This is a genomic window from Streptomyces cinnamoneus (assembly GCF_014650495.1).
GTDB lineage: Bacteria > Actinomycetota > Actinomycetes > Streptomycetales > Streptomycetaceae > Streptomyces > Streptomyces cinnamoneus.
The window spans coordinates 143,948-168,812 of record NZ_BMVB01000009.1; the positions used below are offsets into that span (position 1 = coordinate 143,948).

23 protein-coding genes are annotated in these 24,865 nt (G+C 71.3%); 12 read left to right on the forward strand and 11 right to left on the reverse strand.

What is annotated here, in order from left to right:
• Positions 1-64: 64 nt before the first annotated feature.
• Positions 65-1,030 carry an RICIN domain-containing protein gene (locus IE182_RS15940; RefSeq protein ID WP_190110470.1) on the reverse strand — a complete coding sequence of 322 codons (966 nt, stop codon included), beginning with the start codon at positions 1,028-1,030 and terminating at the stop codon, positions 65-67.
• A 491-nt stretch (positions 1,031-1,521) separates the two neighbouring features.
• On the opposite strand from IE182_RS15940, the gene IE182_RS15945 reads away from it, so the two are divergent.
• The 8 genes from IE182_RS15945 to IE182_RS15985 all read left to right on the forward strand — a co-directional run bounded on the left by IE182_RS15945 (position 1,522) and on the right by IE182_RS15985 (position 10,754).
• A complete protein-coding gene (locus IE182_RS15945) occupies positions 1,522-3,144 on the forward strand; it encodes an ATP-binding protein (RefSeq protein ID WP_229844851.1) in 1,623 nt (540 codons plus the stop codon).
• Entirely contained in the window at positions 3,141-3,578 is a 438-nt protein-coding gene (locus IE182_RS15955; RefSeq protein ID WP_190110471.1) for a roadblock/LC7 domain-containing protein, read from the forward strand. Before IE182_RS15945 ends, IE182_RS15955 begins: the two co-directional genes overlap by 4 nt.
• Complete coding sequence (locus IE182_RS15960; protein WP_190110472.1) at positions 3,575-3,937, forward strand: DUF742 domain-containing protein; 363 nt, start codon at positions 3,575-3,577, stop codon at positions 3,935-3,937. The genes IE182_RS15955 and IE182_RS15960 overlap by 4 nt, the downstream gene beginning before the upstream one ends.
• Positions 3,915-4,517, forward strand: coding sequence for a GTP-binding protein (locus IE182_RS15965; RefSeq protein ID WP_190110473.1), 603 nt, complete (start codon positions 3,915-3,917; stop codon positions 4,515-4,517). The genes IE182_RS15960 and IE182_RS15965 overlap by 23 nt, the downstream gene beginning before the upstream one ends.
• A complete protein-coding gene (locus IE182_RS15970) occupies positions 4,514-5,983 on the forward strand; it encodes a cytochrome P450 (RefSeq protein ID WP_229844853.1) in 1,470 nt (489 codons plus the stop codon). The genes IE182_RS15965 and IE182_RS15970 overlap by 4 nt, the downstream gene beginning before the upstream one ends.
• Entirely contained in the window at positions 5,980-7,086 is a 1,107-nt protein-coding gene (locus tag IE182_RS15975; protein WP_229844854.1) for a cytochrome P450 family protein, read from the forward strand. The genes IE182_RS15970 and IE182_RS15975 overlap by 4 nt, the downstream gene beginning before the upstream one ends.
• Before the next feature lie 130 nt (positions 7,087-7,216).
• The gene (locus tag IE182_RS15980) at positions 7,217-9,268 is read left to right on the forward strand and encodes an APC family permease (protein ID WP_190110475.1); all 2,052 of its coding nucleotides are present in this window, start codon (positions 7,217-7,219) and stop codon (positions 9,266-9,268) included.
• 157 nt (positions 9,269-9,425) lie between these two features.
• Entirely contained in the window at positions 9,426-10,754 is a 1,329-nt protein-coding gene (locus tag IE182_RS15985; RefSeq protein ID WP_190110476.1) for a class I SAM-dependent RNA methyltransferase, read from the forward strand.
• Between the two features lie 1,393 nt (positions 10,755-12,147).
• On the opposite strand, the gene IE182_RS15990 is transcribed toward IE182_RS15985, so the two are convergent.
• The 8 genes from IE182_RS15990 to IE182_RS16025 form a co-directional block, all read right to left on the reverse strand.
• The gene (locus tag IE182_RS15990; RefSeq protein ID WP_190110477.1) at positions 12,148-13,149 is read right to left on the reverse strand and encodes an aldo/keto reductase; all 1,002 of its coding nucleotides are present in this window, start codon (positions 13,147-13,149) and stop codon (positions 12,148-12,150) included.
• A complete protein-coding gene (locus IE182_RS15995) occupies positions 13,146-14,372 on the reverse strand; it encodes an MAB_1171c family putative transporter (RefSeq protein WP_190110478.1) in 1,227 nt (408 codons plus the stop codon). The genes IE182_RS15990 and IE182_RS15995 overlap by 4 nt, the downstream gene beginning before the upstream one ends.
• A gap of 75 nt (positions 14,373-14,447) precedes the next feature.
• Positions 14,448-15,059, reverse strand: coding sequence for a hypothetical protein (locus IE182_RS16000; RefSeq protein ID WP_190110479.1), 612 nt, complete (start codon positions 15,057-15,059; stop codon positions 14,448-14,450).
• A gap of 255 nt (positions 15,060-15,314) precedes the next feature.
• Positions 15,315-16,454: an MAB_1171c family putative transporter gene (locus IE182_RS16005; RefSeq protein WP_190110480.1), complete on the reverse strand. Its 1,140-nt coding sequence runs from the start codon at positions 16,452-16,454 to the stop codon at positions 15,315-15,317.
• Positions 16,439-16,972: an ImmA/IrrE family metallo-endopeptidase gene (locus IE182_RS16010; protein ID WP_190110481.1), complete on the reverse strand. Its 534-nt coding sequence runs from the start codon at positions 16,970-16,972 to the stop codon at positions 16,439-16,441. The genes IE182_RS16005 and IE182_RS16010 overlap by 16 nt, the downstream gene beginning before the upstream one ends.
• A 92-nt stretch (positions 16,973-17,064) precedes the next feature.
• Entirely contained in the window at positions 17,065-17,544 is a 480-nt protein-coding gene (locus tag IE182_RS16015) for an XRE family transcriptional regulator (RefSeq protein WP_190110482.1), read from the reverse strand.
• Between the two features lie 216 nt (positions 17,545-17,760).
• Positions 17,761-18,348: an NADPH-dependent FMN reductase gene (locus tag IE182_RS16020; protein WP_190110483.1), complete on the reverse strand. Its 588-nt coding sequence runs from the start codon at positions 18,346-18,348 to the stop codon at positions 17,761-17,763.
• A 141-nt stretch (positions 18,349-18,489) separates the two neighbouring features.
• A complete protein-coding gene (locus IE182_RS16025; protein WP_190110484.1) occupies positions 18,490-20,058 on the reverse strand; it encodes an MDR family MFS transporter in 1,569 nt (522 codons plus the stop codon).
• 163 nt (positions 20,059-20,221) lie between these two features.
• On the opposite strand from IE182_RS16025, the gene IE182_RS16030 reads away from it, so the two are divergent.
• The gene (locus IE182_RS16030; RefSeq protein WP_190110485.1) at positions 20,222-20,824 is read left to right on the forward strand and encodes a TetR/AcrR family transcriptional regulator; all 603 of its coding nucleotides are present in this window, start codon (positions 20,222-20,224) and stop codon (positions 20,822-20,824) included.
• A 54-nt stretch (positions 20,825-20,878) separates the two neighbouring features.
• On the opposite strand, the gene IE182_RS32455 is transcribed toward IE182_RS16030, so the two are convergent.
• Positions 20,879-21,001, reverse strand: a complete 123-nt coding sequence (locus IE182_RS32455) for a hypothetical protein (RefSeq protein WP_268249617.1) — start codon at positions 20,999-21,001, stop codon at positions 20,879-20,881.
• Between the two features lie 55 nt (positions 21,002-21,056).
• A complete protein-coding gene (locus IE182_RS16035; protein ID WP_229844855.1) occupies positions 21,057-22,250 on the reverse strand; it encodes an amidohydrolase family protein in 1,194 nt (397 codons plus the stop codon).
• 275 nt (positions 22,251-22,525) lie between these two features.
• On the opposite strand from IE182_RS16035, the gene IE182_RS16040 reads away from it, so the two are divergent.
• The 3 genes from IE182_RS16040 (at position 22,526) to IE182_RS16050 (ending at position 24,845) form a co-directional block, all read left to right on the forward strand.
• Positions 22,526-23,023 carry a hypothetical protein gene (locus IE182_RS16040; protein ID WP_190110486.1) on the forward strand — a complete coding sequence of 166 codons (498 nt, stop codon included), beginning with the start codon at positions 22,526-22,528 and terminating at the stop codon, positions 23,021-23,023.
• Between the two features lies 1 nt (position 23,024).
• Positions 23,025-24,299 (forward strand): DUF6545 domain-containing protein, encoded by a 1,275-nt coding sequence (locus tag IE182_RS16045; protein WP_308432116.1) that lies wholly within the window; start codon positions 23,025-23,027, stop codon positions 24,297-24,299.
• Positions 24,300-24,437: 138 nt separating this feature from the next.
• Positions 24,438-24,845 (forward strand): cell division protein SepF, encoded by a 408-nt coding sequence (locus IE182_RS16050; RefSeq protein WP_190110488.1) that lies wholly within the window; start codon positions 24,438-24,440, stop codon positions 24,843-24,845.
• Positions 24,846-24,865 lie beyond the last annotated feature (20 nt).

Consider the following 24,865-nt stretch of genomic DNA (forward strand, 5'->3'; position numbering starts at 1 on the left):
CCGGACCGCCGACTGGCCCCGGGGCCGGGCCGCGGACGTCGGTGCGGACCGTCGGTGCGGACCGTCAGTGCTGCGGGATGAGCTGCCACGCCTGGTTGCGGTTGCCGAGGCACGTCCACTGCTGCAGCGGAGCACCGAAGGGCGGTGCCGTCCCGGCCGGGTTGTTCGGGTTGGCGGCGTCCAGGCACTTGCCGCTCAGGACCGAGCGCAGTTCGAACAGATTGTCGGCGCGTCGGTGGAGGTACCACTTCTGGTTGTTGCCGCCGTGGCAGGGCCACTGGATCACCCGGGCCCCGTCGTTCCGGCTGAAGCCGGAGACGTCCAGGCACTTGCCGGAGTGACGCGCGACGATCTCGAAGATGTTCTGGTAGGCGAGGTCGTTGCCCACCCGCCGGAACTGGAACTCCTGGTGACCGCCGGCGACCCTGGAGTAGATGATGAGCCCGGTGCCGTCCGCCGTGCTCGCCTGGAAGACGTCGGCGAACAGCGGGTTCGGGCCGGTGAAGATGCTGTGGATCCGGTAGAAGGCGTTCGGGAACCAGAACGGGTCCTTGGTGAGCGTCTGGCCGTTCCTCTTGTCGGCGGTGGCCGCCCAGTACTTCGTCGCCACCGCCGTCTGGTTCCGCACGATCTTGGCCGTGGCGGGGGAGACGCAGACGCGGTCCAGCGGTGTCGCCTGGCGCCGGACCCAGTTGAACGTACAGCTGCCGTCGGCCCTGGTGTGCGCGGGGGCCTCGGTGTTCTGCTGCTGGATCGCGGCGCGTGAGAGTGGGGTGACGCAGACGAGGTCGTTCGGTCTCGCCTTGCGCCAGACCATGCCCGGTACGCAGGTGTCCGGGCCGGCGACCAGGGCCGCGGCGGCCCCGGCCGGTGCGGCCGCAGCGACCCCTGCCGGTGCGGCTGCCCCCTTGCCGGCGGCCTGCGGTGTCCGTGGGCTCGCGCCGGCGGTGTCGAGGGCCGCGACCGCCATGATTCCGGCCACCCCGAGGGCGGGCGCGACGCGCCGCCCGGTCCTTCTCGATCCGCGCATGACTCTGCCCTCCTGTCACCGTGGGGGAGTCCGTCCGTCTGTCGGCCCGCGGCCCGTCCGACCGCGTCCGCGGGGGGTGGGGTGTCCGAAAACCTGCGGTCCGCTGCCCGGCGCCGCAACCGGCGGACGGAGGTGAACGTGCCGCTCCGGGGCGGGACCTGACGAGGTGCCTCCGCACTCCGGGCCGTCGCGCCACGCCGCGCATCGCGGCATCCCGTGGCGCCTTCTGCCTCGCCTTACATGGTGCGCCCGCACCCTTGTCCCTGCATCCCCGGCGCCCGAGAGGTCCCTCACCTTTCCCTTTCCTCTCGCCGACGGCTCCCCTAGGCTCGCCGAATGATCAAGCCGTAAGCCAGTTCGGTATGGGTAACGAAGATCGGACACTCGGTCACCTGCGCGGTTAGGATGATCCGGGTATTCCGCTTCCGGACGGGGCGTCAGGACACCGACCTGTCCCTCCGATCCATGCCCCCGTCGTCCAAGAGGAATTGATGTCACATCACATACCGGAGGCGGTGATCTGGTGTCTGGCGATCGCCCTGACCGTCGTTGCGGTCCTGCTGCTGCGCCAGCGGAAGATCACCGCCGGAGTGCGCAGGCGCGTCGCCCAGCTGGAGGAGAGCCTCCGGGCGCGTGACGAGGAGACGGCCCACCTGGTCGCCGTCCGGCTGCCCGCCGTCGCGGACGCCGTGAGCCAGGACGTGCCCCTGCCCGGACCGCTCGACGAGCGGCTCACCGGCACCGCCTTCGCCCAGCGCCTCCAGTCCGTGATGGACCTCTTCGCCCAGGCCGTGGAGAAGGCGCAGGCCCGCGCCGACCAGTCCGCGAAGGCCGCGCTCAAGGCGTCCATGCGGGCCCTGCAGGGTCTGGCGCACGAACAGCAGCTGGCCATCTCCGAGATGCAGGACCGGCACGACAACCCCGACGTCCTCAGGGACCTGCTGGAGATCGACCACGCCAACTCCCAGTTCGGGCGCCGCGCCCAGGCCATCGCCGTGCTCTGCGGCTCCTGGCCCGGACGGCAGCGCGTCGCCTCCCCGCTCACCGACGTCGTGCGCGGCGCCACCTCGCGCATCCGCGACTACCGCCGCGTCCGGGTGCACGGCCAGGACGGGATCGCCGTCGTCAGCCGGGCCGTGGAGCCCGTCGTGCTCGCCGTCGCCGAGCTCCTCGACAACGCCGCACGCCACTCCCAGCCCAACACCACCGTCGAGGTCAGCCTCCAGCCGGTGCACAACGGCGCGTGCGTGGTGATCGACGACGCGGGCGTGGGCATGGACGGGCGGGAGGTGCAGCAGGCCGTGGCGATGCTGTCCGGCCGGCGTCCCGTGGACGTCTCCCGGCTCGGTGACCCGCCGCAGTTCGGCTTCCCCGTCATCGGCGTGCTCGCCGCGCGCTACGGCTTCAGCGTCTCGGTCGACACGCGCTCGCCCTACGGCGGCGTCCGGGCCGTCCTCTTCCTGCCCAGCGCGCTGCTGACCCAGCTCGACATCGACGGGCCGAGCACCACCCCGCTGACCGGGCACGGCCGCGGCCGCACCGCCCACGGCGCGACCAGGAAGCACGGCACCGCCCGTCCGCACGACACGCGGCCCCATGACCCCCGTCCGCACGGGCGGGCGCCGGAGCGGGCGCACCCCGCCCCCGACGCGCCCCCGGCCGGCCCCGTGGCGCCCGCCCCGGCACCCGGCGACGGCGCGGCACCCGGCGACGGCGCCGCTTCGGGCGGCGGCGCGGCGACGGGCGGCGGGGCCGTGACCGGGTCCACCGCCGGCGGGCTGCCCAAGCGCCGCCGCCGGCAGCCCGCCGCCGGACACGGACGGCCCGTGGCGCCCCCGCCCACCGAGCTCCCCAGGGAGCGCACCGCCGAGGAGAACGCCCGCCGCATGGGCGCGTTCGCACGCGGCACCCGCTCCGGCCGGACCGGCAACCACCCGCTCCCGCACCTCCCGGGCGACGCGGCCACCGGGCAGCAGCCCCCGCACCTCGGCCAGCAGCCCCCGCACCTCGGCCAGCAGCCCCCGCACCTCGGCCAGCAGCCCCCGCACCCCGGTCAGCAGCCCCCGCACCCCGGCCACACCCCCGCAGAAGACGAAGGGAACCCGCACGCGTGAACGACCACCTGAACAAAGAGCTCGGCTGGATGCTCGACGAGGTCGTGAAGATGCCGGAGGCCCGGCACGCGATCCTGCTGTCCGCCGACGGCATGCTGCGCGCCCACTCCCGGGGCATCGACCGGGACGAGGCCGAGCGCCAGGCCGCCGCGCTCTCCGGACTGCAGTCCATCAGCCGCTCCACCACGGAGTTCTGCACCCACCCCGCCCACCACGACAGCCCCTGGCGGCAGACGCTCATCGAGTTCGCCCACGGCTACGTCTTCCTCATCGCCGCCGGCCCCGGCGCCTACCTCGCCGTCTCCGCCAGTGAGAACGTCGACATGGAGGCCGTCACCTACCGCATGCAGAAGACCGTCGACCGGCTCGGCAAGGAGCTGGTCAGCCCGCCGCGGCAGGACAGCTGGCAGGGCGGCCCGGGCAGCCCGGCGTGACTCCGCCGGCGCCGAGGCGCGAGCAGGGGCTGGTGCGCCCGTACGTCGTCACCGACGGGCGCTCCCACCCCACCCGCAACACCTTCGACCTGGTCACCCTGGTCATGGCGCACGGCGACCGGCCGCTCGGCGGCCTCAGCCCCGAAAAGCGCGCGCTCATGGAACTCTGCCTCGGCGGCGCCCTGTCCGTCGCCGAGATCGCCGGCCACCTGATGCTGCCCGTCAGCGTCACCAAGGTGCTGCTCGGCGACCTCGTGGACAGCGGCCACCTCTCCACCCGCGCCCCCATCCCCTCGGCGCAGCTGCCCGAGGCCCAGATCCTGCAGGAGGTGCTCGATGGACTCCGCGCTCGCCTCTGACGGAGACCTCTACCTGCCCCGAACCGTACGGACCGCCGCCAAGATCCTCGTCGTGGGGCACTTCGCGGTCGGCAAGACGACCTTCGTCGGCTCGCTGTCGGAGATCCGGCCGCTGCGCACCGAGGAGACGATGACCCAGGCCGGCGCGCTCGTCGACGACCTGGCCGGCATCGACGGCAAGACCACCACCACGGTCGCCATGGACTTCGGCCGGCTCACCCTCAGCGACAGCCTGGTGCTCTACCTCTTCGGCGCCCCCGGCCAGCAGCGCTTCACCCGGCTCTGGCAGGACATGACCCAGGGCGCGCTCGGCGCGCTCGTCCTCGCCGACACCCGCCGCCTGGAGCAGTCCTTCGACGTCATGGGGCTGCTGGAGGAGCACGGCCTGCCGTACGCGGTCGCCGTCAACCACTTCGACGGCGCTCCCGTGCACCCCATGGAGGAGATCCGCGAGGCCCTGGACCTGCTCCCCGAGACCCCGCTGGTCACCTGTGACGCCCGCGACCGGCTCTCCTCCACCCACGCACTGATCACCCTCGTGGAATACCTGCAGACCCGTAGCGCACAGGAGCCCGTGTGACCTCTGCACCACCCCCTGGCTGCCCGGCACACCGGGCACAGGGGCCGGCGACGCCGCTGTACGGCCCCGACTTCGCCGCCGACCCGCACGCCGTCTACGGGCGGCTGCGCGCGTACGGGCCCGCCGCGCCCGTCGAGCTGGCGCCCCGCGTGCAGGCCACGCTCGTCACCGACTACCGGGCCGCGCTCGAAGTGCTCCGCAGCCCGGAGCGGTTCGCCAAGGACGCCCGCCGCTGGCGGGCCCTCGCCGAGGGCCGGGTCGAGGCGGACAATCCGGTCGTGCCGATGATGGCCTACCGGCCCAACTGCCTCTTCTCCGACGGCGACGACCACCGCCGCTACCGCCAGGCCGTCGACGACAGCCTCGCCCGCATCGACCCCAACGCCCTGCGCGGCTACGTCGAGCGCAGCGCCGACAACCTCATCGACCGCTTCACCGCGCTCGGCGAGGCCGACCTGCTCGGCTCGTACGCCAAGGTCCTGCCGCTCCTGGTCTTCCAGCAGCTCTTCGGCTGCCCGCCCGAGATCGGCGACCGCCTCGTCGAGGGCTTCTCCGGCATCTTCGACGGCGTCGACGCCGAACGGGCCGACGCACTCATCACCAGCAGCCTCCTGGAGCTCATCGCCCTCAAGCGCGAGCGCCCCGGCGCCGACATGACCTCCTGGCTGATGGCCCACCCCGTCCAGCTCGGCGACGAGGAGATGCTCCACCAGCTCGTCGTCCTCATCGGCGCCGGCACCGAGCCCCAGCAGAACCTCATCGCCAACGCGCTGCGGCTGCTGCTCTCCGACGACCGCTTCGCCGGCGACCTGGCCGGCGGCAGCATGCCGGTCGAGGACGCCCTGGACGAGGTCCTCTGGCTCGACCCCCCGATGGCCAACTACGCCGTGCACTACCCCGTCGAGGACCTGGACTTCGGGGGAGTGCCCCTGCGCGCCGGCGACCCCGTCGTGGTGAGCTTCGCGGCCGCCAACACCGACCCCGTCCTGCGCTCCGACCGCCGCACCGGCAACCGCGCCCACCTCGCCTGGAGCGCCGGCCCGCACCACTGCCCCGCCAAGGACCCCGCCCGGCTCATCGCCGCCACGGCCGTGGAACGGCTCCTGGACCGGCTCCCGGACCTGGAGCTGGCCGTGCCGGCCGACCGGCTCGTGTGGCGGCCCGGCCCCTTCCACCGCGCCCTGACCGCCCTGCCCGTGCGCTTCCCCCCGGTACCCGTGCCCGTACCGGCGCCCGCCCCCGTCCGCCCGGGGCACCCCGGCCCGGCCGGCGGACGGCCGCACCACCCCTCCTCAGCCGAGCACCTGCCGCCCGAGACACCTGGAGAGAGCCGATGGACCGCTCCACCTGCCCCGTCACGATCGATCCCGCCGGTCGCGACATCCACGGCGAGGCCGCCCGCATCCGCGCCCACGGGCCGGCGACCCCTGTGGAGCTCCCTGGTGGCGTGGTGGCGTGGGCAGTGACGTCCCAGCCGCTGCTCAAGCGGCTGCTGACCGACCCCCGCGTCTCCAAGGACCCGCGCCGGCACTGGCCCGCCTGGATCAACGGTGAGATCTCCCCGGAGTGGCCGCTGTACACCTGGGTGGCGGTGACCAACATGTTCACCGCCTACGGCAGCGACCACAAACGGCTGCGCTCCCTCGTCGCCAAGGCATTCACCGCCCGCCGCACCGCGGCCCTGCGCCCCCGCATCGAAGCGATGACCGCCGACCTCCTCGACGGCCTCGCCGCCACCGCGCCCGGGGAGCGGGTCGACCTGCGCGAGGGCTACGCCTACCCCATCCCCATCCAGGTGATCTGCGAGCTCTTCGGCGTCGAGGACGAGCCCACCCGCGAGGGGCTGCGCCGCTGCGTCGACTCGATCTTCCACACCTCCGCCGACCCGGAGGAGGTCACCGCCACCTACGCCGAGCTCTACCGCATCCTCGGCGGCATCGTCGCCGCCAAGCGCGAGAGGCCCGGCGACGACATGACCAGCGTCCTGATCTCCGCCCGCGACGACGAGGCCGACACGCCGCTGAGCGAGCAGGAGCTCGTCGACACCCTCCTGCTCATGATCGGTGCGGGCCACGAGACCACCGTCAACCTCCTCGACAACGCCATCCACGCGCTGCTCACCCACCCCGAGCAGCTCGCGCTCGTCCGCGCCGGCCGGGCCGGCTGGAACGACGTGATCGAGGAGACCCTGCGCGTCCAGGCCCCCGTCGCCAACCTCCCGCTGCGCTACGCCGTGGACGACATCGCCCTCGACGGCGGCATCACCCTGCGCAAGGGCGACGCGATCATCGCCTCGTACGCGGCGGCCGGCCGCGACCCCGGGCTCTACGGCGACGACGGCGGTCGCTTCGATGTGATGCGCGCCACCAAGGAGCACCTCTCCTTCGGGCACGGCGTCCACTTCTGCCTCGGCGCCCCGCTGGCCCGGCTGGAGGCGTCCATCGCGCTGCCCGCCCTCTTCGAGCGCTTCCCCGACATGGCCCTGGCGGTCGACGCGGACCGGTGCGGCCAGGTGGACTCCTTCATCTCCAACGGCCACCGCGCGCTGCCGGTCGTCCTGCACCCCTGACGGACGTTGATCGCCCGCCCGGCGGGAGCCGAAACCCCGGTCGGGGGGTCTTAACGCCCCCTTAACGGATTTCGGGTCCCACGGGTAGCCGGGTGGGCGTCATCGATACCGAACCCTTACGATCCTCTGCGTGTCCAAACTGACCGACCTGCCGAAACGGATCCTCATCGGCCGGGCGCTGCACAGCAACAAGCTCGGGGAGACCCTTCTCCCCAAGCGCATTGCGCTGCCCGTCTTCGCCTCCGACCCACTGTCCTCCGTGGCGTACGCGCCGGGCGAAGTGCTGCTCGTCCTCTCCGCGGCAGGCGTGTCCGCCTACCACTTCAGCCCCTGGATCGCCGTCGCGGTCGTCGTGCTGATGTTCACGGTGGTCGCCTCGTACCGCCAGAACGTCCACGCCTACCCCAGCGGCGGCGGCGACTACGAGGTCGCCAACGTCAACCTCGGCCCCAAGGCCGGCCTCACCGTCGCCAGCGCCCTGCTCGTCGACTACGTCCTGACCGTCGCGGTCTCGATCTCCTCCGGCATCGAGAACCTCGGCTCCGCCATCCCCTTCGTCGTCGAGCACAAGACGGCCTGCGCCATCGCCGTGATCATCCTGCTCACCCTGATGAACCTGCGCGGGGTCAGGGAGTCCGGCAAGCTCTTCGCGATCCCGACGTACGTCTTCGTCGGCGGCGTCTTCGTGATGGTCGCGTGGGGCGCCTACCGCGGCCTGATCGCGGGCGACACCATGAAGGCCCCCACCGCGGACTTCACCATCAGCGCCGAGCACCAGGGCCTGGCGGGCTTCGCGCTCGTCTTCCTGCTGCTGCGGGCCTTCTCCTCCGGCTGTGCCGCCCTCACCGGCGTCGAGGCCATCAGCAACGGCGTGCCCGCCTTCCGCAAGCCGAAGTCGAAGAACGCCGCCACGACGCTCGCCCTGATGGGCGGCCTCGCCGTCACCATGTTCTGCGGCATCATCGCCCTGGCCATGGTCACCAAGGTGCGCATGGCCGAGGAGCCCGCCACCCACCTGCTGAAGAACGGCGTGCCGGTCGGCGAGGACTACACCCAGAACCCGGTGATCTCGCAGGTCGCCGAGGCGGTCTTCGGCGGCGGCTCGTTCTTCTTCATCCTGCTCGCCGCCGCCACCGCCCTGGTCCTCTTCCTGGCCGCCAACACCGCGTACAACGGCTTCCCGCTGCTCGGCTCGATCCTGGCCCAGGACCGCTACCTGCCGCGCCAGCTGCACACCCGCGGCGACCGGCTGGCCTTCTCCAACGGCATCGTGCTGCTCGCCGGCGCCGCGGCCGTCCTGGTCTACATCTACGGGGCCGACTCGACGAAGCTGATCCAGCTCTACATCGTCGGCGTCTTCGTCTCCTTCACCCTCAGCCAGACCGGCATGGTCCGCCACTGGAACCGCCTGCTGGCCACCGAGACCGACCCCGGCAAGCGCCGCCGGATGATCCGCTCCCGCGCGATCAACACCTTCGGCGCGTTCCTCACCGGCCTGGTCCTCGTCGTCGTGCTGCTGACGAAGTTCACCCACGGCGCCTGGGTCGCCCTCCTCGGCATGGTGATCTTCTACGCCACCATGACCGCCATCCGGAAGCACTACGACCGGGTGTCCGAGGAGATCGCCGCCGAGGAGGAGCCGGGCGACGAGACCGTACGCCCCTCCCGCGTGCACTCCATCGTCCTGGTCTCCAAGATCCACAAGCCGACCCTGCGGGCCCTGGCCTACGCCAAGCTCATGCGGTCCGACACCCTCGAAGCCCTGACCATCAGCGTCGACGCGCCCGAGACCAAGGCGCTGCGCGAGGAGTGGCACCGCCGCGGCATCGACGTACCGCTGAAGGTCCTCGACTCGCCCTACCGCGAGATCACCCGGCCGGTCATCGAGTACGTCAAGCGGCTGCGCAAGGAGAGCCCGCGCGACGTGGTCAGCGTCTACATCCCCGAGTACGTGGTCGGCCACTGGTACGAGCACCTGCTGCACAACCAGAGCGCCCTGCGCCTCAAGGGCCGCCTGCTGTTCACACCGGGCGTGATGGTGACCTCCGTGCCCTGGCAGCTCGACTCCTCCGAGGCCGCCAAGCAGCGCGCCCGCAAGCGGGCCGAGTGGAACGCCCCCGGCTCGGTGCGCCGCGGCCCCGTGACGCAGCCGAAGAAGGAGAAGGCGGCGACGAAGAAGTAGTGACGGCTCCGCCGGGCGGCGAAACCGCTGCCACCGGCGGCACGTCATGATCCGCGTCGGATGCACGTCGTGATCGAGGTGCGGCGGGACGGTAGACTGGACGGCTGTCGTCCGGCGCCCCCGCCGCACCTTTTTCTACGTACTGGAGCCGACCCCCATGCAGACCGAACCGCAGAAGTCGCTGGTCGGCCAGGAGTACGAGGTCGAGGTCGGCCCGGTGGCCCACGGCGGCCACTGCGTCGCCCGCACCGAGTCGGGCCGGGTCCTGTTCGTGCGGCACACCCTGCCGGGCGAGCGCGTGGTGGCGCGGGTGACGGAGGGCGAGGAAACGTCCCGCTTCCTCCGCGCCGACGCCGTGGAGATCCTCTCGGCCTCCAAGGACCGCGTCGAGGCCCCCTGCCCCTTCTCCGGCCCCGGCCTGTGCGGCGGCTGCGACTGGCAGCACGCCAAGCCCGGCGCCCAGCGCCGCCTCAAGGGCGAGGTCATCGCCGAGCAGCTCCAGCGCCTCGCGGGCCTCACCCCCGAAGAGGCCGGCTGGGACGGCACGGTCATGCCGGCCGAGGGCGACAAGCTTCCCGCGGGCGAGGTGCCGGCCTGGCGCACCCGCGTCCAGTACGCCATCGACGCCGAGGGCCACGCGGGCCTGCGCAAGCACCGCTCGCACGAGGTCCAGGTCATCGACCACTGCATGATCGCCGCCCCCGGCGTCAGCGAGCTGGGCATCGAGAAGCGCGAGTGGCCGCAGATCGCGACGGTCGAGGCCATCGCGGCCTCGGGCTCCGCGGACCGCCAGGTGATCCTCACCCCGAAGCCGGGCGGCCGCCTGCCCATCGTCGAGCTGGACAAGCCGGTGTCGGTGATGCGCGTCGGCGAGAAGGACCAGCGCGTCCACCGCGTCCACGGCCGCCCCTTCGTCCGCGAGCGCGCGGACGAGCGCACGTACCGCGTCGGCGAGGGCGGCTTCTGGCAGGTCCACCCCCAGGCCGCCGACACCCTCGTCCAGGCCGTGATGCAGGGCCTGATGCCGCGCAAGGGCGACATGGCCCTCGACCTCTACTGCGGCGTGGGCCTCTTCGCGGGCGCCCTGGGCGAGCGCGTGGGCGAGAAGGGCGCGGTACTGGGCATCGAGTCCGGCAAGCGCGCGGTGGAGGACGCCCGCCACAACCTCCAGGACCTCGACCGCGTCCGCATCGAACAGGGCAAGGTCGAGCAGGTCCTGCCGCGCACCCGCATCGACAGCGCCGACATCATCGTCCTGGACCCCCCGCGCGCAGGCGTCGGCAAGGAGACGGTCCGCCACCTGGCGTCGCTGGGGGCCCGCCGCATCGCCTACGTGGCCTGCGACCCGGCGGCCCTGGCCCGCGACCTGAAGTACTTCGCGGAGGAGGGGTACCGGGTGGTGAAGCTGCGGGCGTTCGACTTGTTCCCGATGACGCACCACGTGGAGTGCGTGGCGATCTTGAAGCCGGTGGCCAAGGACGCCTGACCTGCGGCTTTGTGCATGCGCGCTATGGGCGTTACGTGCGGTACGGGCGGTATCTTGACGCTGAAATGACGCTCGTGACGCTCGATTGACGCTGAACCTGATGGGGCGTAAGCGGTGCGCTTCAGGTGTGGCTACTCGTTGGCATCAGTGCCCAGAGGCCCCGACCGAGACTGGTCGGGGCCTCTGGCCTTCATATGCGCGGGCGCTCACTCTGGAGCCTGCGTACCCTCACCTGCTGTGATGGCCCGCAGACGTCCCCGCTTGTCCGCCGCTGTGCGCCGGCGTTGTCACGCAGTAAGGCACTCACTTCCGCCGCGTGTTCGGGGGTCGCCGAGAGCCGAGGCGGTTGCCGGGCTGCTTCGCTACAGCGCCGCCGACCCCAAGCAGCAGCGTTACGACCGCTGTCGCATCTGCGTACGCCTGCATGGCTTGCGCGCAAGCAGGTGCCACGAGGAGGGCGACCACGACGACCGTGACGACGACCCATCGGCGCTGCCGTGGAATTGACAGACCCCCGCAGGGGAGGGACACACTCATACCGAACCTCCTGGTTCAACTGCCCACCCACCGCTCGCCCTGGCAAGCATCAGCGGCTGGGTGGGCTTCTCACTGTGTCGGCAGAGAGTAGTGGCGACCGGGCATGAGACGAGCGACAGACGAGTTACTCTCGGCTATATACCCTTATGTGTCAATCACGCAACGTAACTAGTTTTGCTGGCTATGCCCGCGACAGAGTGCGTATGACGCATCTAGCGCGCGCGTCAAGTTGCAGCGTCACGGTGAGTGTTGGCCTGATTTCGCCGTTCGTTCAACGGCTCGGGAGCATGGCGGGGCAGCCGGGAGCTCAGGTGCGACGGTGACGCGGTAAACGCAGGTAGCTACAGCTGGGACGGACCGCATCAAGACCGTCCGCCTGGAGATTTTCTCGCAACTCCGTATCCATGCTGAGGAGATGCGCCATCCCGCTGATCCGGCGCTATCGGCGGTCGAAGCCTCAGTGACAGGGGGGGGACCAACGAGCGGAGCTTCTAGAGGTCCGGACCCAGAATCACGCCGGACCAGTCGTCCTTCGAGGTGGGTGCGGGTAGCCACGATGCCGCGGACTCACGGTTCCACGCAAGTGGAGCGGAAGCCCGGCGGGGCCGCTGAGATGGTCATCGCAATCCTGGAACAGGGCGTGGATCAGGCCCGAGAGCTGGGCAGCAGCTCCATGCGTGAGGACTGGTGACGCTCCTCCGACGCATGCTGCTCGCTTCTGTCGGTGACGGCCTTGAGCCGTGGTTTCCACCTCCCCTACGCTCCAGCCGCCAGGGCCGCCCGCCTGAACGCAGCGCGCCCCCCCATCCCACCCCCGGCTCCCCTGCACACCACAGGGCAGCCGGGCCGCAAGGTCTCAGTGCCCGAGTCGTTCCAGTGCCTGAGCCGGGTACCGGGCGCCGGTCACCGCGTCCTCCGGTACGGCCTCGCGGAGCAGGTCGAGGTCGTCGGGGGTCAGGCGCAGGTCGGCTGCGGCGGTGTTCTCTTCCAGGTACCGGCGGCGCTTGGTGCCGGGGATGGGCACGATGTCGTCTCCCTGGGCCAGCAGCCAGGCCAGCGCCGCCTGGGACGGGGAGCAGCCGATCCGCGCGGCGACGTCCCCCACGGCCTTGACGAGCGCGAGGTTGCGGTTGATCGCGTCGTCGGCGAACCGCGGCCAGCGACGTCGGTTGTCGTGCGGGGCCAGGTCGTCGCGGGAGGAGAGCGCCCCGGTGAGCATGCCGCGTCCCAGGGGGGAGTAGGCCACGACCGCGATTCCCAGGTCCCGGCAGGTGTCGAGGAGTTCGCCCTCGACCACGTTCCGGGTGAAGAGCGAGTACTCGACCTGCACCGCGCTGACGGGATGGACGGCATGCGCCCTGCGGAGCGTGCCGGCGCTGACCTCGCTCAGGCCGACATGACGCACCAGCCCCTCGTCCACCAGACGGGACAGGGCGCCCATCGTCTCCTCGACGGGGGTGTCAGGGTTCCTGCGGTGCGCGTAGTAGAGGTCGATGTGGTCGACGCCCAGGCGGCGCAGGGAGGCGCGGCAGGCGACCGGGACGTAGTCGGCCGAGGTGTCGACGTCGCCCACCCGGCCGGTGGCCGCGTCGTGGCGCAGGCCGAACTTGGTCGCCACCACCATCCGTTCCCGCTCTCCGGCGTGCCGGCGGAGCCAGCGGCCCACCAGTTCCTCGTTGAGGCCCTGCCCGTAGGCGTCCGCGGTGTCGAGCAGGGTGACGCCCAGCTCCAGGGCGCGGTCCAGGGTGCGCTGGGACTCCTCCTCGTCGGGGACGCCGTAGGCGATGGACATGCCCATGCAGCCCAGGCCGATCGCCGACACTTCCGGCCCGTCGGCCCCGAGCCTGCGGTACTTCATCGAGTGGTCCTCTCAGTGGTCTCAGCGGTCTCAGCGGAGGGAAGGGCGGTGTACGCCCGGGCGACTCTCAGGAGCCATGCCACTTCGTCGGCGTAACCTCCCTCGGTCGTGTCCGGGCCGAGAGGCGTGGGCTGCCCCTCCGGCTGCTGCCGGTCGTCGCGCTTCGCGCGCAGGGCCGCCGCCAGCGAGACGGCCTGCACCCGCGCCCGCAGCCCGTCGCCGGACAGCCCCGCCTCGTGTCCCGATCGCCGGGCGGCGGCCATGACGCCAGGGTCCATGTAGGGCCGCAGGGCGAGCAGGCCGTCCTGTATCTCGATGACCCTGCGATAGAGCCGGAAGTTGATGTCGCCCGGCAGGAGACGGGCGAGGCGGTTGGCCGGCTCGGGGTTGAGTGTGATGCTGGGGATCGCCGTGGACAGGGCGCGCCACAGCGGGTACAGCCGCTGGTACGTGATGAAGTTACGGGCCAGACGCCGCCCGTCGGACATCCGGGGGCCCCACGAGGGCATGGTGAGCCCCGCCACGAGGAAGAAGATGCCCGTGCCGTTGGTGATCGGCGTCAACAGCTCCCACTCCAGCGGGTCGAGCCCGCACTGCACCGTGATCAGAGCGAACAGGCGGTTCAGGCAGTAGAGAAGGCACGCGCTCGCGCCGATCGCCGTGGCGTGCAGCCCCCTGCGCAGCCACTGCCGCCCCGCCACCCGCCCGTACCGGAGGCACAGGCGAATGATCTCGATCATCCCTGCGCCGAAGGCGCTGACGTACAGCAGCAGATAAGTGGCCACGACCGGTCGGTGGGCGTTCTGCAGGAGATAGTGCGCGCTGCGCTGCTGGCTCCCCTGCTTCGCCGCGATCCACAGACCGACCATGACGACCGCCACCGTGCCCGCGGCCAACAGCCGTACGAGCGCGCGTCGGCGGGCCTCCTCGCGCGGGTACACCCAGTAGACGATCGCGGTGAGGAAGGCAGCGCTGGAGGCCACCCCGCCGAAGAGATGGATGCCCAGTGCCCCCAGGTCGTGCACGCCCAGGGCGTCGTCCACCTTCAGCGCGACGAGCGGCGTGGAGAGCGTGAAGGAGACGCCCTTGCAGGAGAAGGCGACGAGCAGCGCCCGCAGCGCCGGGTCGTCCCGCTGGCGCCGCACGTCGCGCACTTTGTAGAGGAAGGCCAGCGCGCACAGGGCCGCGCACGCGGGGAACACCACCGCCTTCACGTCGGTCATGACGCCTCCTGCCGTCGCCGCAGGCCGATGACGGGAGGACGGCGGTGCGGGCGAGCCCCGGACGGGACCGGGAGGTCAGCCGGCATGGCCGGGATTGAGGGAGTGGTCGATGCGCGCGACGGTCTCGGCGTCGACGGGCGGGACGTCCCAGCGGGACTCCTTCGGAGGGCGCGTGACCCGTTCCAGGAGGAGGGAGGCGACGGTCTCCGCCTCCTGCTCCTCCGCAGTGGAGTAGCTCGTACGCCCGAGCATCTCGCGGACGCGCCGGGGGTCCAGATTCGGGAACAGGTACGCGAGCCCCGTCGGGTCCGGACCGGTGGAGTCGCGATGCCCGCACAGCATGTGCGCGAGCTCGTGGGCGATGATGTGATCACGGTGCAGCCGGCTGGTGTTCGCCTCGACGACGATGATGTCGGCCACGTCCGTGGCCAGCCACATGCCGCAGGGCGACTCCGCTCCCATGGTGAGCTCCAGGAGCCGGATCGGGCGGTTGCGGTCCGCGCTGAGTCGTTCGGTGAGCGTGGCGATGTCGCACCCGTCGGGCAGGTCCAGACGGGCCAGGACCGCTTCCGAAGCCCTGCGCAGTTGCTTGAGATCCCCCTTGCCGACCTGCTGCTGCGCCGGGGAGACGACGGCCGCGGCTGACGCCTCTGCTGTGCTCGCCGACGGCGCGCCGAGCCTTCGCAAGAGAGCGAGTTTCCTGTGCCCACGCGAACCCCGCGACATGTCATTCTCCCTGACGCACCGTTCCACTGACGCTGTTCCGTGCAACTGCCTGACTGTGGGCGATAGTAGCTCGCGGATGACGGCTTGCGCCGCTGAGGGCTCATGGGCGACGGCGGCCGGAACCGCCCACGGCAGAACCCCTTTCATGGCCGTTCGTCCGCCGACGGGCAGTGCCTCGCGGGAGCGGGTGCAGGGGATAGGGGATGAAGAGCAGCCTCAGCCCGCCCCCGCCGGCGAAGCCCGGTACGTCCCGGTGGACGGGGCGCAGTAGGCGGTGGCCACCTGCAGGAGGTGGGCCGTCTCCTCGTCGAGGTCGGTGGCGTCCGGGCCGGCGAGGTTGACCGTCTGGGACTGCGGGGCGTGGCCGTTGCGCCGGGCGTCCAGCGCTGCGGCGAGCCAGCAGGCGGTGACGTGCGCGTCGGTCAAGTGCGCGGGGACGGACTGTGCGGCGACGTGGCGGCGCACGGCTTCCAGGGTTGCGGGGGTGACGTAGTTGCGCAGCACGATCATCGCGTCCCTGATCTCGATGACCCGCCGGTACAGCCGCAGTTGCAGCGGCATCGCGAGGGCGGACAGGCGGTTGCCCGGCTTGAGGACGACGTCGGGGTTGGCCGAGGTGAGGTCGCGCCACAGCGGGGCCAGGCCGCGGTAGGTCCGCCGGTGGTCACGGTGGGCACGGAGCTGCAGGGCGACGGGCAGGGCGGCGCCGACCGCCATGAACCAGGCTTCCGCGCCGGTGACGGGGGAGAACAGCGGGCCGAGGTCCGGTGACCGGGTCTGCAGGTAGACCAGCTTGAGCACCCAGAGCAGGGAGGCCAGCAGGGTGCCCGTGCCGAACAGCAGCAGGCCCAGGCGGAGCAGCCGGGGGGTGTCCTGGCGGCCGTAGAGCCAGCACACGATGCCGCAGGTGGTGTCCGCGAGCAGGTGGAAGAGGAAGAAGACCCACCAGTAGGCGTCCGGGACGCCCGGTGTCGCCGGGTCCGGGGCGATCTGGTTGCGGGCGTGCGGGGGCGCGGCCAGGTCCAGCAGCACCAGGGCGGCCATGACGGCCGCGGCGGTGCCGAACACCGGGGTGGTGTGGCGGCGCCGGTCGGCGGCGCCGAGGATGAACCAGAGCACAGCGGCCGCGTCCACGATGCTGAACAGGTGCTTGCTCAGGTCGATCCAGTGCTCGTCCGGCACCACGTTCGCCAGGGCGGCCGTGACGGGCTCCAGGTGCATCGACATCGCCAGCGCGATCATGACGATGGCCAGCCACAGCGGGCGCTGGAAGCGGTTGCGCAGGCCGTGCGGGGCGCGGGCGAGCGCGACCGCCCACAGTGCCGCGATGCCCGAGGTCTCTAACCATGCGAACATGACGCCCCCGTGCCGCGCTGGCCGCGCAGGCCCATGGCGGACTCCAGCCCGGCCAGCATCCCCGAGAGCCGCGACGGGGCCGGCAGGCGGCCCGCGGCCTCCAGGATCAAGGTGGCGATCATCTCCGCCTCCTGTTCCTGCTCGTCCGAGTAGCGCAGGCGGGGCAGCGCCTGCCGGATGGACTGCGGGTCCGCGATGTCGATGTGCCGGTAGAGCCGCAAGTCGTCGATGCCCGAGCGGTGGTCGCACACCATGTGGCCGATCTCGTGCATGATGATGTGCTCTTGGTGCAGGGGGCTGGTCTGCGCGTCGTAGAAGACGTAGTCGGCGCGCTCGGTCGCCAGCCACATGCCCGAGGGAGTGCCGGGGGCGGTGGGTGTGGGCAGGGGCAGCAAGTGGAGCGGACGGGAGCGTTCCGCTGCGAGCCGGGTGCAGAGTTCCTGGGCGGAGAAAGGTTCCGGCAGAGGGATTTCGCCGATCACCTTCTCGCACTGCCGACGCAGCCGCCTCCAGTGCATGTCGGTCCGCTCTCCGTGACTCGTCGGGACAGGAGGGCACATGACCTCGTACCCACGTCGCATCATGCCACCACCGATCGTGCCACCGGGGTTCATGCGGGGGACGAGGACGGAGGCTGCCTCGCACCCCGCTCCAGATCGCGGAGCTGCCGGATCATGTCCGCCGCCATCCGCTTGCCCTCCGGCGACAGGGCCGCGAGGTTGCCCCGGAGGAAGAGGGCGCTCACCCCCGCCTCGGCCATCGACCGGTCCAGCTCCCGGCTGGCCAGGAGCTCCTCGTTGATCATCTTCCGGGCGACGTCGTCATCGGTGAAGTACGAGACGGGGACCTCGAAGTACTTCGCCAGGGCGCAGAGATGGCGCAAGGTGGGGTTGGTCCGCTCGCCGCGGTGCAGCTGCCACAGGTACGGACCGGAGAACGTCTCTCCCGACTGGGCGGCGATGGCCGCCGCGAGCGCCTTGTAGGAGGGCTTGCCGTCCTCGCTCAGCTCGGCGCGCAAGGTGAGCAGGTGGTCGAGTTTCTCGGCCACCGTCAGTGGGCGCCGGACATCGTCGTCCTTCTCGCCGTTCATGGGCTGCTGCCCCCCTTTTACGTGGCACCAGTGAATGCGCCCGCTCGACCGCCGACAGGCTGTGGGGCCACCCACACTTTGCCAGATATCGGGCGCAACTGAAACTGGTTCGATGTGCACTTGCCGGTTCATCCTGGCTCACATCGAACGGGGTGCGCCGCCCGGCGCGGTACCGGATGCTCCGGCTCCTGGGCCGGAGCATCCAAAAGCGCCGCCTCAGGAGCCGTACGGGCTCTTCGCCTTGGCGTCCTTCAGCGCCCGTGCCCACCAGGTGACCTGGTCGAGGAGGGTCTTGGCGGCCGCGTTCGGGCCCGTCGGGTCCTTGGGCAGTCCGTCGGGGCCGAACTGCTCCCAGGCCGTGTGGAAGCTGACGGTGTCGCGGGTCGTCACCGCGTGCAGCTCGGCGAAGACCACGCGCAGGTGCTCCACCGCCCGCAGGCCGCCGGAGAGGCCGCCGTAGGACACGAACGCCACCGGCTTGGCGTGGAACTGCTGGTTGTGCCAGTCGATCGCGGTCTTCAGGACGGCCGGGTAGCTGTGGTTGTACTCCGGCGTGATCACCACGAAGGCGTCGGCGGCCTCCAGGCGGGGTGTCAGGTCCTTGAGGACCGAGAGCACCTCGGGCGACGGGTTCATGGTCGGGGCCGCGGATCCCAGCTCCACCTCGGCCAGGTCGATCAGGTCGACCTCCAGGTCCTGCCGCTCCTCGGTCCGGCCCACGAACCAGTCGGCCACCGTGGGGCCGAAGCGCCCCTCACGGTTGCTGCCGAGTATGACGGCCAGGCGCAGGGTGCTGTCGGACATGTCGTTCTCCTTGCTCATCCGAGGTCATCCGAGGTCATCGAAAGGAAAAAAGAAAGGGGGCGGGGGTGCTGTGGGAGTGGGTCCGGTGCGGCCCCGTGGGGGCCGGGGCCGCACCGCTTCGCCCCTGGGGGAGGGGGCGGTTCAGGGGGAGGAGGCGGCCACCGGCCCGTCGGTCGGGGCCTTCTTCTCCGGCTTCGGCACCGATCCGCGCAGCGGGACCTCCCGGACGAACCAGGTGGCCACCGCCGTCACGACGGAGATTCCGGCGCCGACGAGGAGGACGAGGTGCATGCCGCTGGTGACCGCGTGTTCGTAGACCTCGCGTACCGCGTCCGGCAGGCGGGTCAGGGTGCCCGCGTCCAGGTGGGCGGAGCCGGCGCCGGGCGCCCCGCCGTCCGCTTCCAGGGAGGAGGTCATGCGCTGGGTGAAGACCGCGCCCATGACGGCGGCGCCCACGGATCCGCCGATGGTGCGGGCCAGGGTGGCGGTGGAGGAGGCGACGCCGAGGTCCTTGAGCTGGACGGCGTCCAGCGAGATCAGCATGGTCGTCTGCATCAGGAAGCCCATGCCGGCGCCGAAGACCGCCATGCCCAGGGCGGAGACCACCCGGGAGGTGCCGGCGTCCATCCGGGACATCAGCAGGAAGCCCACCGGGATCAGGATGCCGCCGGCGATCATGAACAGCTTGTACTTGCCGGTCTTGCTGACGACCTGGCCCGCGATGACGTTGACGGCCATCATGGCGCCGAAGACCGGCAGCAAGAGCAGTCCCGAATTGGTGGCCGAGGCGCCCTGCGCGACCTGCTGGAAGAGCGGGAGGTAGGTCAGTGCGCCCATCATCACGAGGCCGACCAGGAAGCCCATCAGGGTGCCCAGCGAGAAGTTCACGTTGCGGAAGACCTGCAGCGGGATGATCGGCGCCTCGGCCTTCCGCTCCGCCCACAGGAAGAGGGCGCCCGAGACCACCGCCAGTGCGATCGTCCCGACGACGGGGGCCGAGCCCCAGGCGTACTGCTGGCCGCCCCAGCCGGTGAAGAGCAGCACCGAGGAGATGAACACCGTCAGCAGGGCCGCCCCCGCGTAGTCGACGCGGGCCTTGTTCCGCTTCCTGGGCAGGTGCAGGACCGTGACGCACAGGACGAGGGCGGCCGCGCCCAGCGGCAGGTTGATGTAGAAGGCCCAGCGCCAGCCGAGCGAGTCGGTGATCAGGCCGCCGACCGGTGAGCCGCCGACCTGGGCGAGGCCCATGGCGCCGGCGAACAGGCCCTGGTACTTGCCCCGGTCCCGGCTCGGGACGATCGTGCCCATGATGGCGAACGCGCCGACCATCAGGCCGCCGCCGCCGAGCCCCTGCAGGGCGCGGAAGGCGATCAGCTGGCCCATGTCGCGGGAGAGGCCGGCCAGCGCCGAACCGGCGAGGAAGAGCACGATCGATGCCATGAACGCGCCCTTGCGGCCGTACATGTCGCCCAGCTTGCCCCACAGGGGGGTGGAGACGGCGGTGGTGAGCCCGTAGGCGGTGACCACCCACGACAGGTGGTCGAGGCCGCCGAGCTCGCCCACGATGGTGGGCATCGCGGGCCCGAGGATCAGGTTGTCCAGCTGGGCCAGCAGCATCGCGATCACGAGTGCGACGAGCGAGATGAGCAGCCCCCTGGGCTGCGGCACCTTGCCCTCGTCGGCGACCGCGGTGGCGGTGTCCTGCGACATTGCCCCCACTTCCCTCCGCAGACGGGTCCCGCTCCCGGGCCGCCTACTTACTTGTCACCAGGTCAGTTGCGTACACTGGGAGAGAGTAGGAAGCATGCTTACTTGTCGCCAAGTAAAAGAGACTGGGCCCTTGGACCTAGGGCGAGCGAAGGAGAGCGAAGCGATGAACGGGGCACCGCAGGCGCGCAGGGGTGGCAACACCCGGCAGCGGATCCAGGACGTGGCGCTGGGCTTCTTCCTGGAGCGCGGCTACGAGAAGACCTCGCTCCGCGAGGTGGCCGACGAACTGGGCATCTCCAAGCCGGCGGTCTACTACCACTTCAAGACCAAGGAGGACATCCTCGTCGGCCTCCTCGGCGACGTCGGCCGCGAGCTCGACGCCCTCATCGCCTGGGGCCGCGAGCAGCCCCGGACCCTGGAGTCCAAGCGCGAGCTCCTCGCCCGCTACAGCGTGATCTTCGACAACGCCGCGCCCCTGTTCCGCATCATGCAGCAGAACATCGCGACGCTCAGCGAACTGACCGTGGGCCAGGAATTCACCGACCGCACCACGGCCCTGGCCGCCCTGCTCAAGGACGCGGACGCGCCCATGGCCGCCCAGGTGCGCTGCGTGAGCGCACTGCTGACCCTGCACTTCGGTACGTTCGCGCTCGAATACATCGACGGCGCCGCCGAGGACAAGCGCCTGGCGCTCCTCGACAGCGCCACCGAACTGCTGACCTCCGCCTACGCCGTGCAGGAGACCGCGGACGGCCCGGCCGCCTGAGCGGCCACCCGGCACCGGGCGGCCGCGTGAAGCCGGCCGCCCGGTGCCGCGCGCCTACGCCGCGGCCCGCCGCACGGCGCCGAGCAGCTCCGCCTGGCGCAACGGCGTCAGGCGGTCGTACGCCGGCCCCTCGCCCGTCCGTACGGACGAGACGAACGCGGCCACCGTGTTGGCCACGGCGCCTGTGGTACCGGAGTCATCCGGTACCACAGGCGCCGTGGCGGCGGCGGGCTCAGCCGGTGGTGGCCGTCCCGTGCGGGACGGGACGGCCCGCGCGGAGGACCGCACGGACCCGGCCTATGGCCCTGATGTCGTGGACGGGGTTGCCGGCCACGGCCAGCAGGTCGGCGTCGTAGCCCGGTGCGATGCGGCCCTTGCGGTGCCCCAGGCCGCAGGCTTCCGCGGCGAGCGAGGTGGCCGACACGAGCGTCTCGGTGTTCGTGGCGACCTGTGAGGCGAAGTAGACGAGGTCGCTGGGGAGCACGTCGTGCGGCTTGTGCGGGTTGATGCCCGCATCGGTGCAGCAGACGACGCGCACGCCGTTGCGGTGCATGTACGCCTGGTTCTCCCAGTACGGCTCGATGGTCGCCAGCACTTCGGCGGGCATGCCCTCGCGCGGCCTGACGACCGTGCAGCCGACGAACGTGCCGGCGGCCGCCATGGCCTCCACCGTCTTCTCGTCGCGCCGCACCCCGGACGGCGTCATGAACGTGCAGTGCTCGATGCCGTCCACCCCGGCGGCGACGGCGTCGGCTATGCCCGCCGCCGCGTGCGCGTGCGCCGTGACGGGCAGGCCCCGTTCGTGCGCGGCGCGCGTCACGGCCTGCAGCTCCGCAGGGCTGTACTGCGCGCCGCCGGGGTTCGAGCCGCGCGTGGACATGCCTCCGGTCGCCATGATCTTCACGAGGTCGACGCCGCGCTCCGCCCGCGCGGCGACGGCGGCCACCGCCTGCTTGCTGTCGTCGGCCTCGCCGCCGAGGTACCAGCAGTGCCCCTCGCTGCGGGTGATGGGCGGACCGGCGGCGACGATCTGCGGGCCCGGGGCACCGGCGGCGTACTCGTCGCGCAACCGCAGGGACAGGTAACCCCGGTCGCCGAGGTCGCGAACGGTCGTGATGCCGGCCCGCAACGCGCGCGTGGCGTGCTCGCGCATCCGGGCCAGCACGACTTCGTCCTCGTCGTGCACCATCTGGTGCTCGGTGGGGCCGCCCGGGTCGAAGACGAGATGGCTGTGCGCGTCGATCAGCCCCGGGAGCAGCGTGACGTCGCCCAGGTCCGTGAGCGCCACCCCTTCCGGGGGAAGGGCGCCGGTGAGGTCGACGCCGGTGATGCGGCCGTCGTCGACCAGGACCATGACCGGGCCGGTGTGCAGGGTGCTTCCGTCGAACAGGCGCGCGGCTCGGACGGCCGAACGGGGATCGTCCACGGACGTCGCTCCAAAGGGGTCGGGGGTGGCTCGGGGGCGTTGACGCCGCCGGGGACCTGCCGGAACCACCGACGGCTATCAGATCATTCCCCAAGTGTCCACCGGGATGTACAGTTGAACAGCTGATCGGACAGGCGGGGGGACTTGGGGGAGTCACCGGGTGGGACACGAACGCGTCGGGGGATGATTTTTGGCGTCAGCCAGGACGTTTCGTGCAACCCCATCGGAGAGAGATGAGTCGGCGATGCCCGCCCACCCAAGGAAGAGGTAAGCCCATGACTGGTAAGCATGTGCGGGCCGTCGCCGAAGAGCTCGTCACACAACTCCCCGAACTTCCCCGCCCGTGGGACATCGAAGCGCTGTGCCGCGCGTTGTCCCAGCAGCGGGGCCGCCCCCTGACCCTGCATCCGATGGACCTTCCGGCCATGCCCTTCGGGCTGTGGTTCGACGACGGGTCCGGGGACCGCATCATCTACCGTTCCTCCGCCACCGGTTACTACCGCGACCACATCGTCCTGCACGAGATCTGCCACATGCTGGCCGGGCACGGAAAGTCGCCCGAAGAGCTGCTCGACGAGTCGCAGGCGGAGCGCGCGGCCGGTGACGGACAGGCCGGGCAGACGGCGGGCGGCAAGGCGTGCAGCAACGCCGAGGAGGAGCTCGCCGAGACGTTCTCCACCATGGTCCTGAAGCGGGCGGGCCAGCTGCGGCCGACGGGCGTCAGCGCGGTGGAGCGGCGGGCGGAACAACTGCTCGGAGCCGGCTTTGCATAATGTGCCGGACTGGGTGGAGACCCTGCGCGGGCTCATACTCTTCATCGTCTGGGCCGTTCTGGTCCTCCGCATATCCGCGCTCTGGCGCGCCCCCCAACGCCCGGTCTGGATCGTGCTCCTGGTGCTGGCCACCGGCTCGCTGATGATCCAGGCCCCGGTGGGCAAGTGGCTCGACAGCACCACCGGCGTGGCCAAGGCCGGCGAACTGGCCGTCGCCCTGGTGGCGCTCACCGACTTCGCCGCCGTCTGGTGGTTCGCCGTGGCACTGCACCGCGCCGGCCACGCCACCCCCGCGTGGCTGCGCCGCGCACCGGCCGTCAGCGCGGCCACCATGGCGGCGCTCGCCGTGGCCTTCTTCGTCGTCACCCCGGCGCCCGACCGCTTCGGGGCGCAGGCCCACGGCTGGTGGGCCGGGTACGCCGTCGCCTGGATCACCTTCGGCCTGGTCACGGCGGTGGGCGCGGGCGCCCTGTTCTGGCGGCACGGCATCACCATGCGCAGCCCCGTCCTGCGGCTGAGCATGCTGGCGCTCGCCGTCGGCACCACTGCCGAGCTGCCCTACCTGGTGATCCGCGCCATCCGGTGGTTCACCGAGGCGCCCGCGACGCTCGCCCTGGTCGGCTTCTGGTGCTCGTTCACCCGCTTCGTCCTCGTCGCCCTCGGATGTTCGCTCGCGGCGCTCGAACCGCTGCGGCGGGCGGCCCTGTACTGGTACCGCCGGCAGCGCCTGTACGGCCTGTGGATGCTGCTCCGGCAGGCCACACCCGAACTCGTCGTCCTCACCCCGCGCTCGCGCACCTCGGACCTGCTGACCTTCAGCAACCCCTGGGAGCAGCTCCACCAGCGCGTCATCGACATCCGCGACAGCATCACGTTCCTGCACGACGGCTGGGCCTCGCCGCAGCTGCTGCAGGAGGCGGCGCGACACGCGGGCGGCGGGCGGGACGAAGGGGCCGGCGGGCGGGACGAAGGGGCCGGCGGGCGGGACGAAGGGGCCGGCGGGCGGCACGGAGGGGCCGGCGGCCGGGACGAGGGGGAGCGGCTCGTCGCCGTGGCGTGCTGGATCGAAACCACGCGGCGCGACGCACTGGCCGGCGCGACCAAGCTGCACCACGAGCTCGACAAGGACCTCCTGCCGGACGTGCAGGCCAGCGAGTCCACCGTGCACCGCGAGATCCGGCACCTGCTGCGGCTCCACCGGGCGCTGCGGACACGCGCCGTGCAGTCCTTCGCCGACACCGCGGAGCACCGGCCGCCGGCGCCCGCCGCCTCGTGAGCGGCGCGCCGGTACAGCCACCCTCCGGGTGATGTCATTGGGTCGGACGGGCGCGTGTCATTGGGCCTAACGGGGGTGTTTATCCCTAGAATCGCGGGATGTACATAGCCAGCACGTTCCCCGGAAGGGTGTGATCCGGTGAACAGGTCCGAGGCCACCGACGAGCAGTGGCAGGGACTGGCCGAGGTCGTCCCGCTGCGCGGACACCAGACATGGCCGTCATGGCCCGACCACCGGGCCCTGCCCGAGGAGGAGCCCGAGGAGAACACGCGGCGGCTCGTCGTGCTGCGCGTGCAGGTCTTCGCGGACGCGCGCGAGGTCGCCGAGTATCTGATCGCCCGGATTCCGGTGCTGCTGGATCTCACCAACGCCGACTCCGACGTCGCCAAGCGGATCCTGGACTTCTCCAGTGGTGTCGTCTTCGGGCTGGGCAGCGGTATGCACCGGGTCGACACGAATGTCTTTCTGCTCGCGCCCGAAGGGACGGAGGTGGCCTCGTCGTACCCCGATCGTAGGAAGAATGATCAGCTGAAACGGTTTGGCTGAGGGGTCGGCACATACGGTCC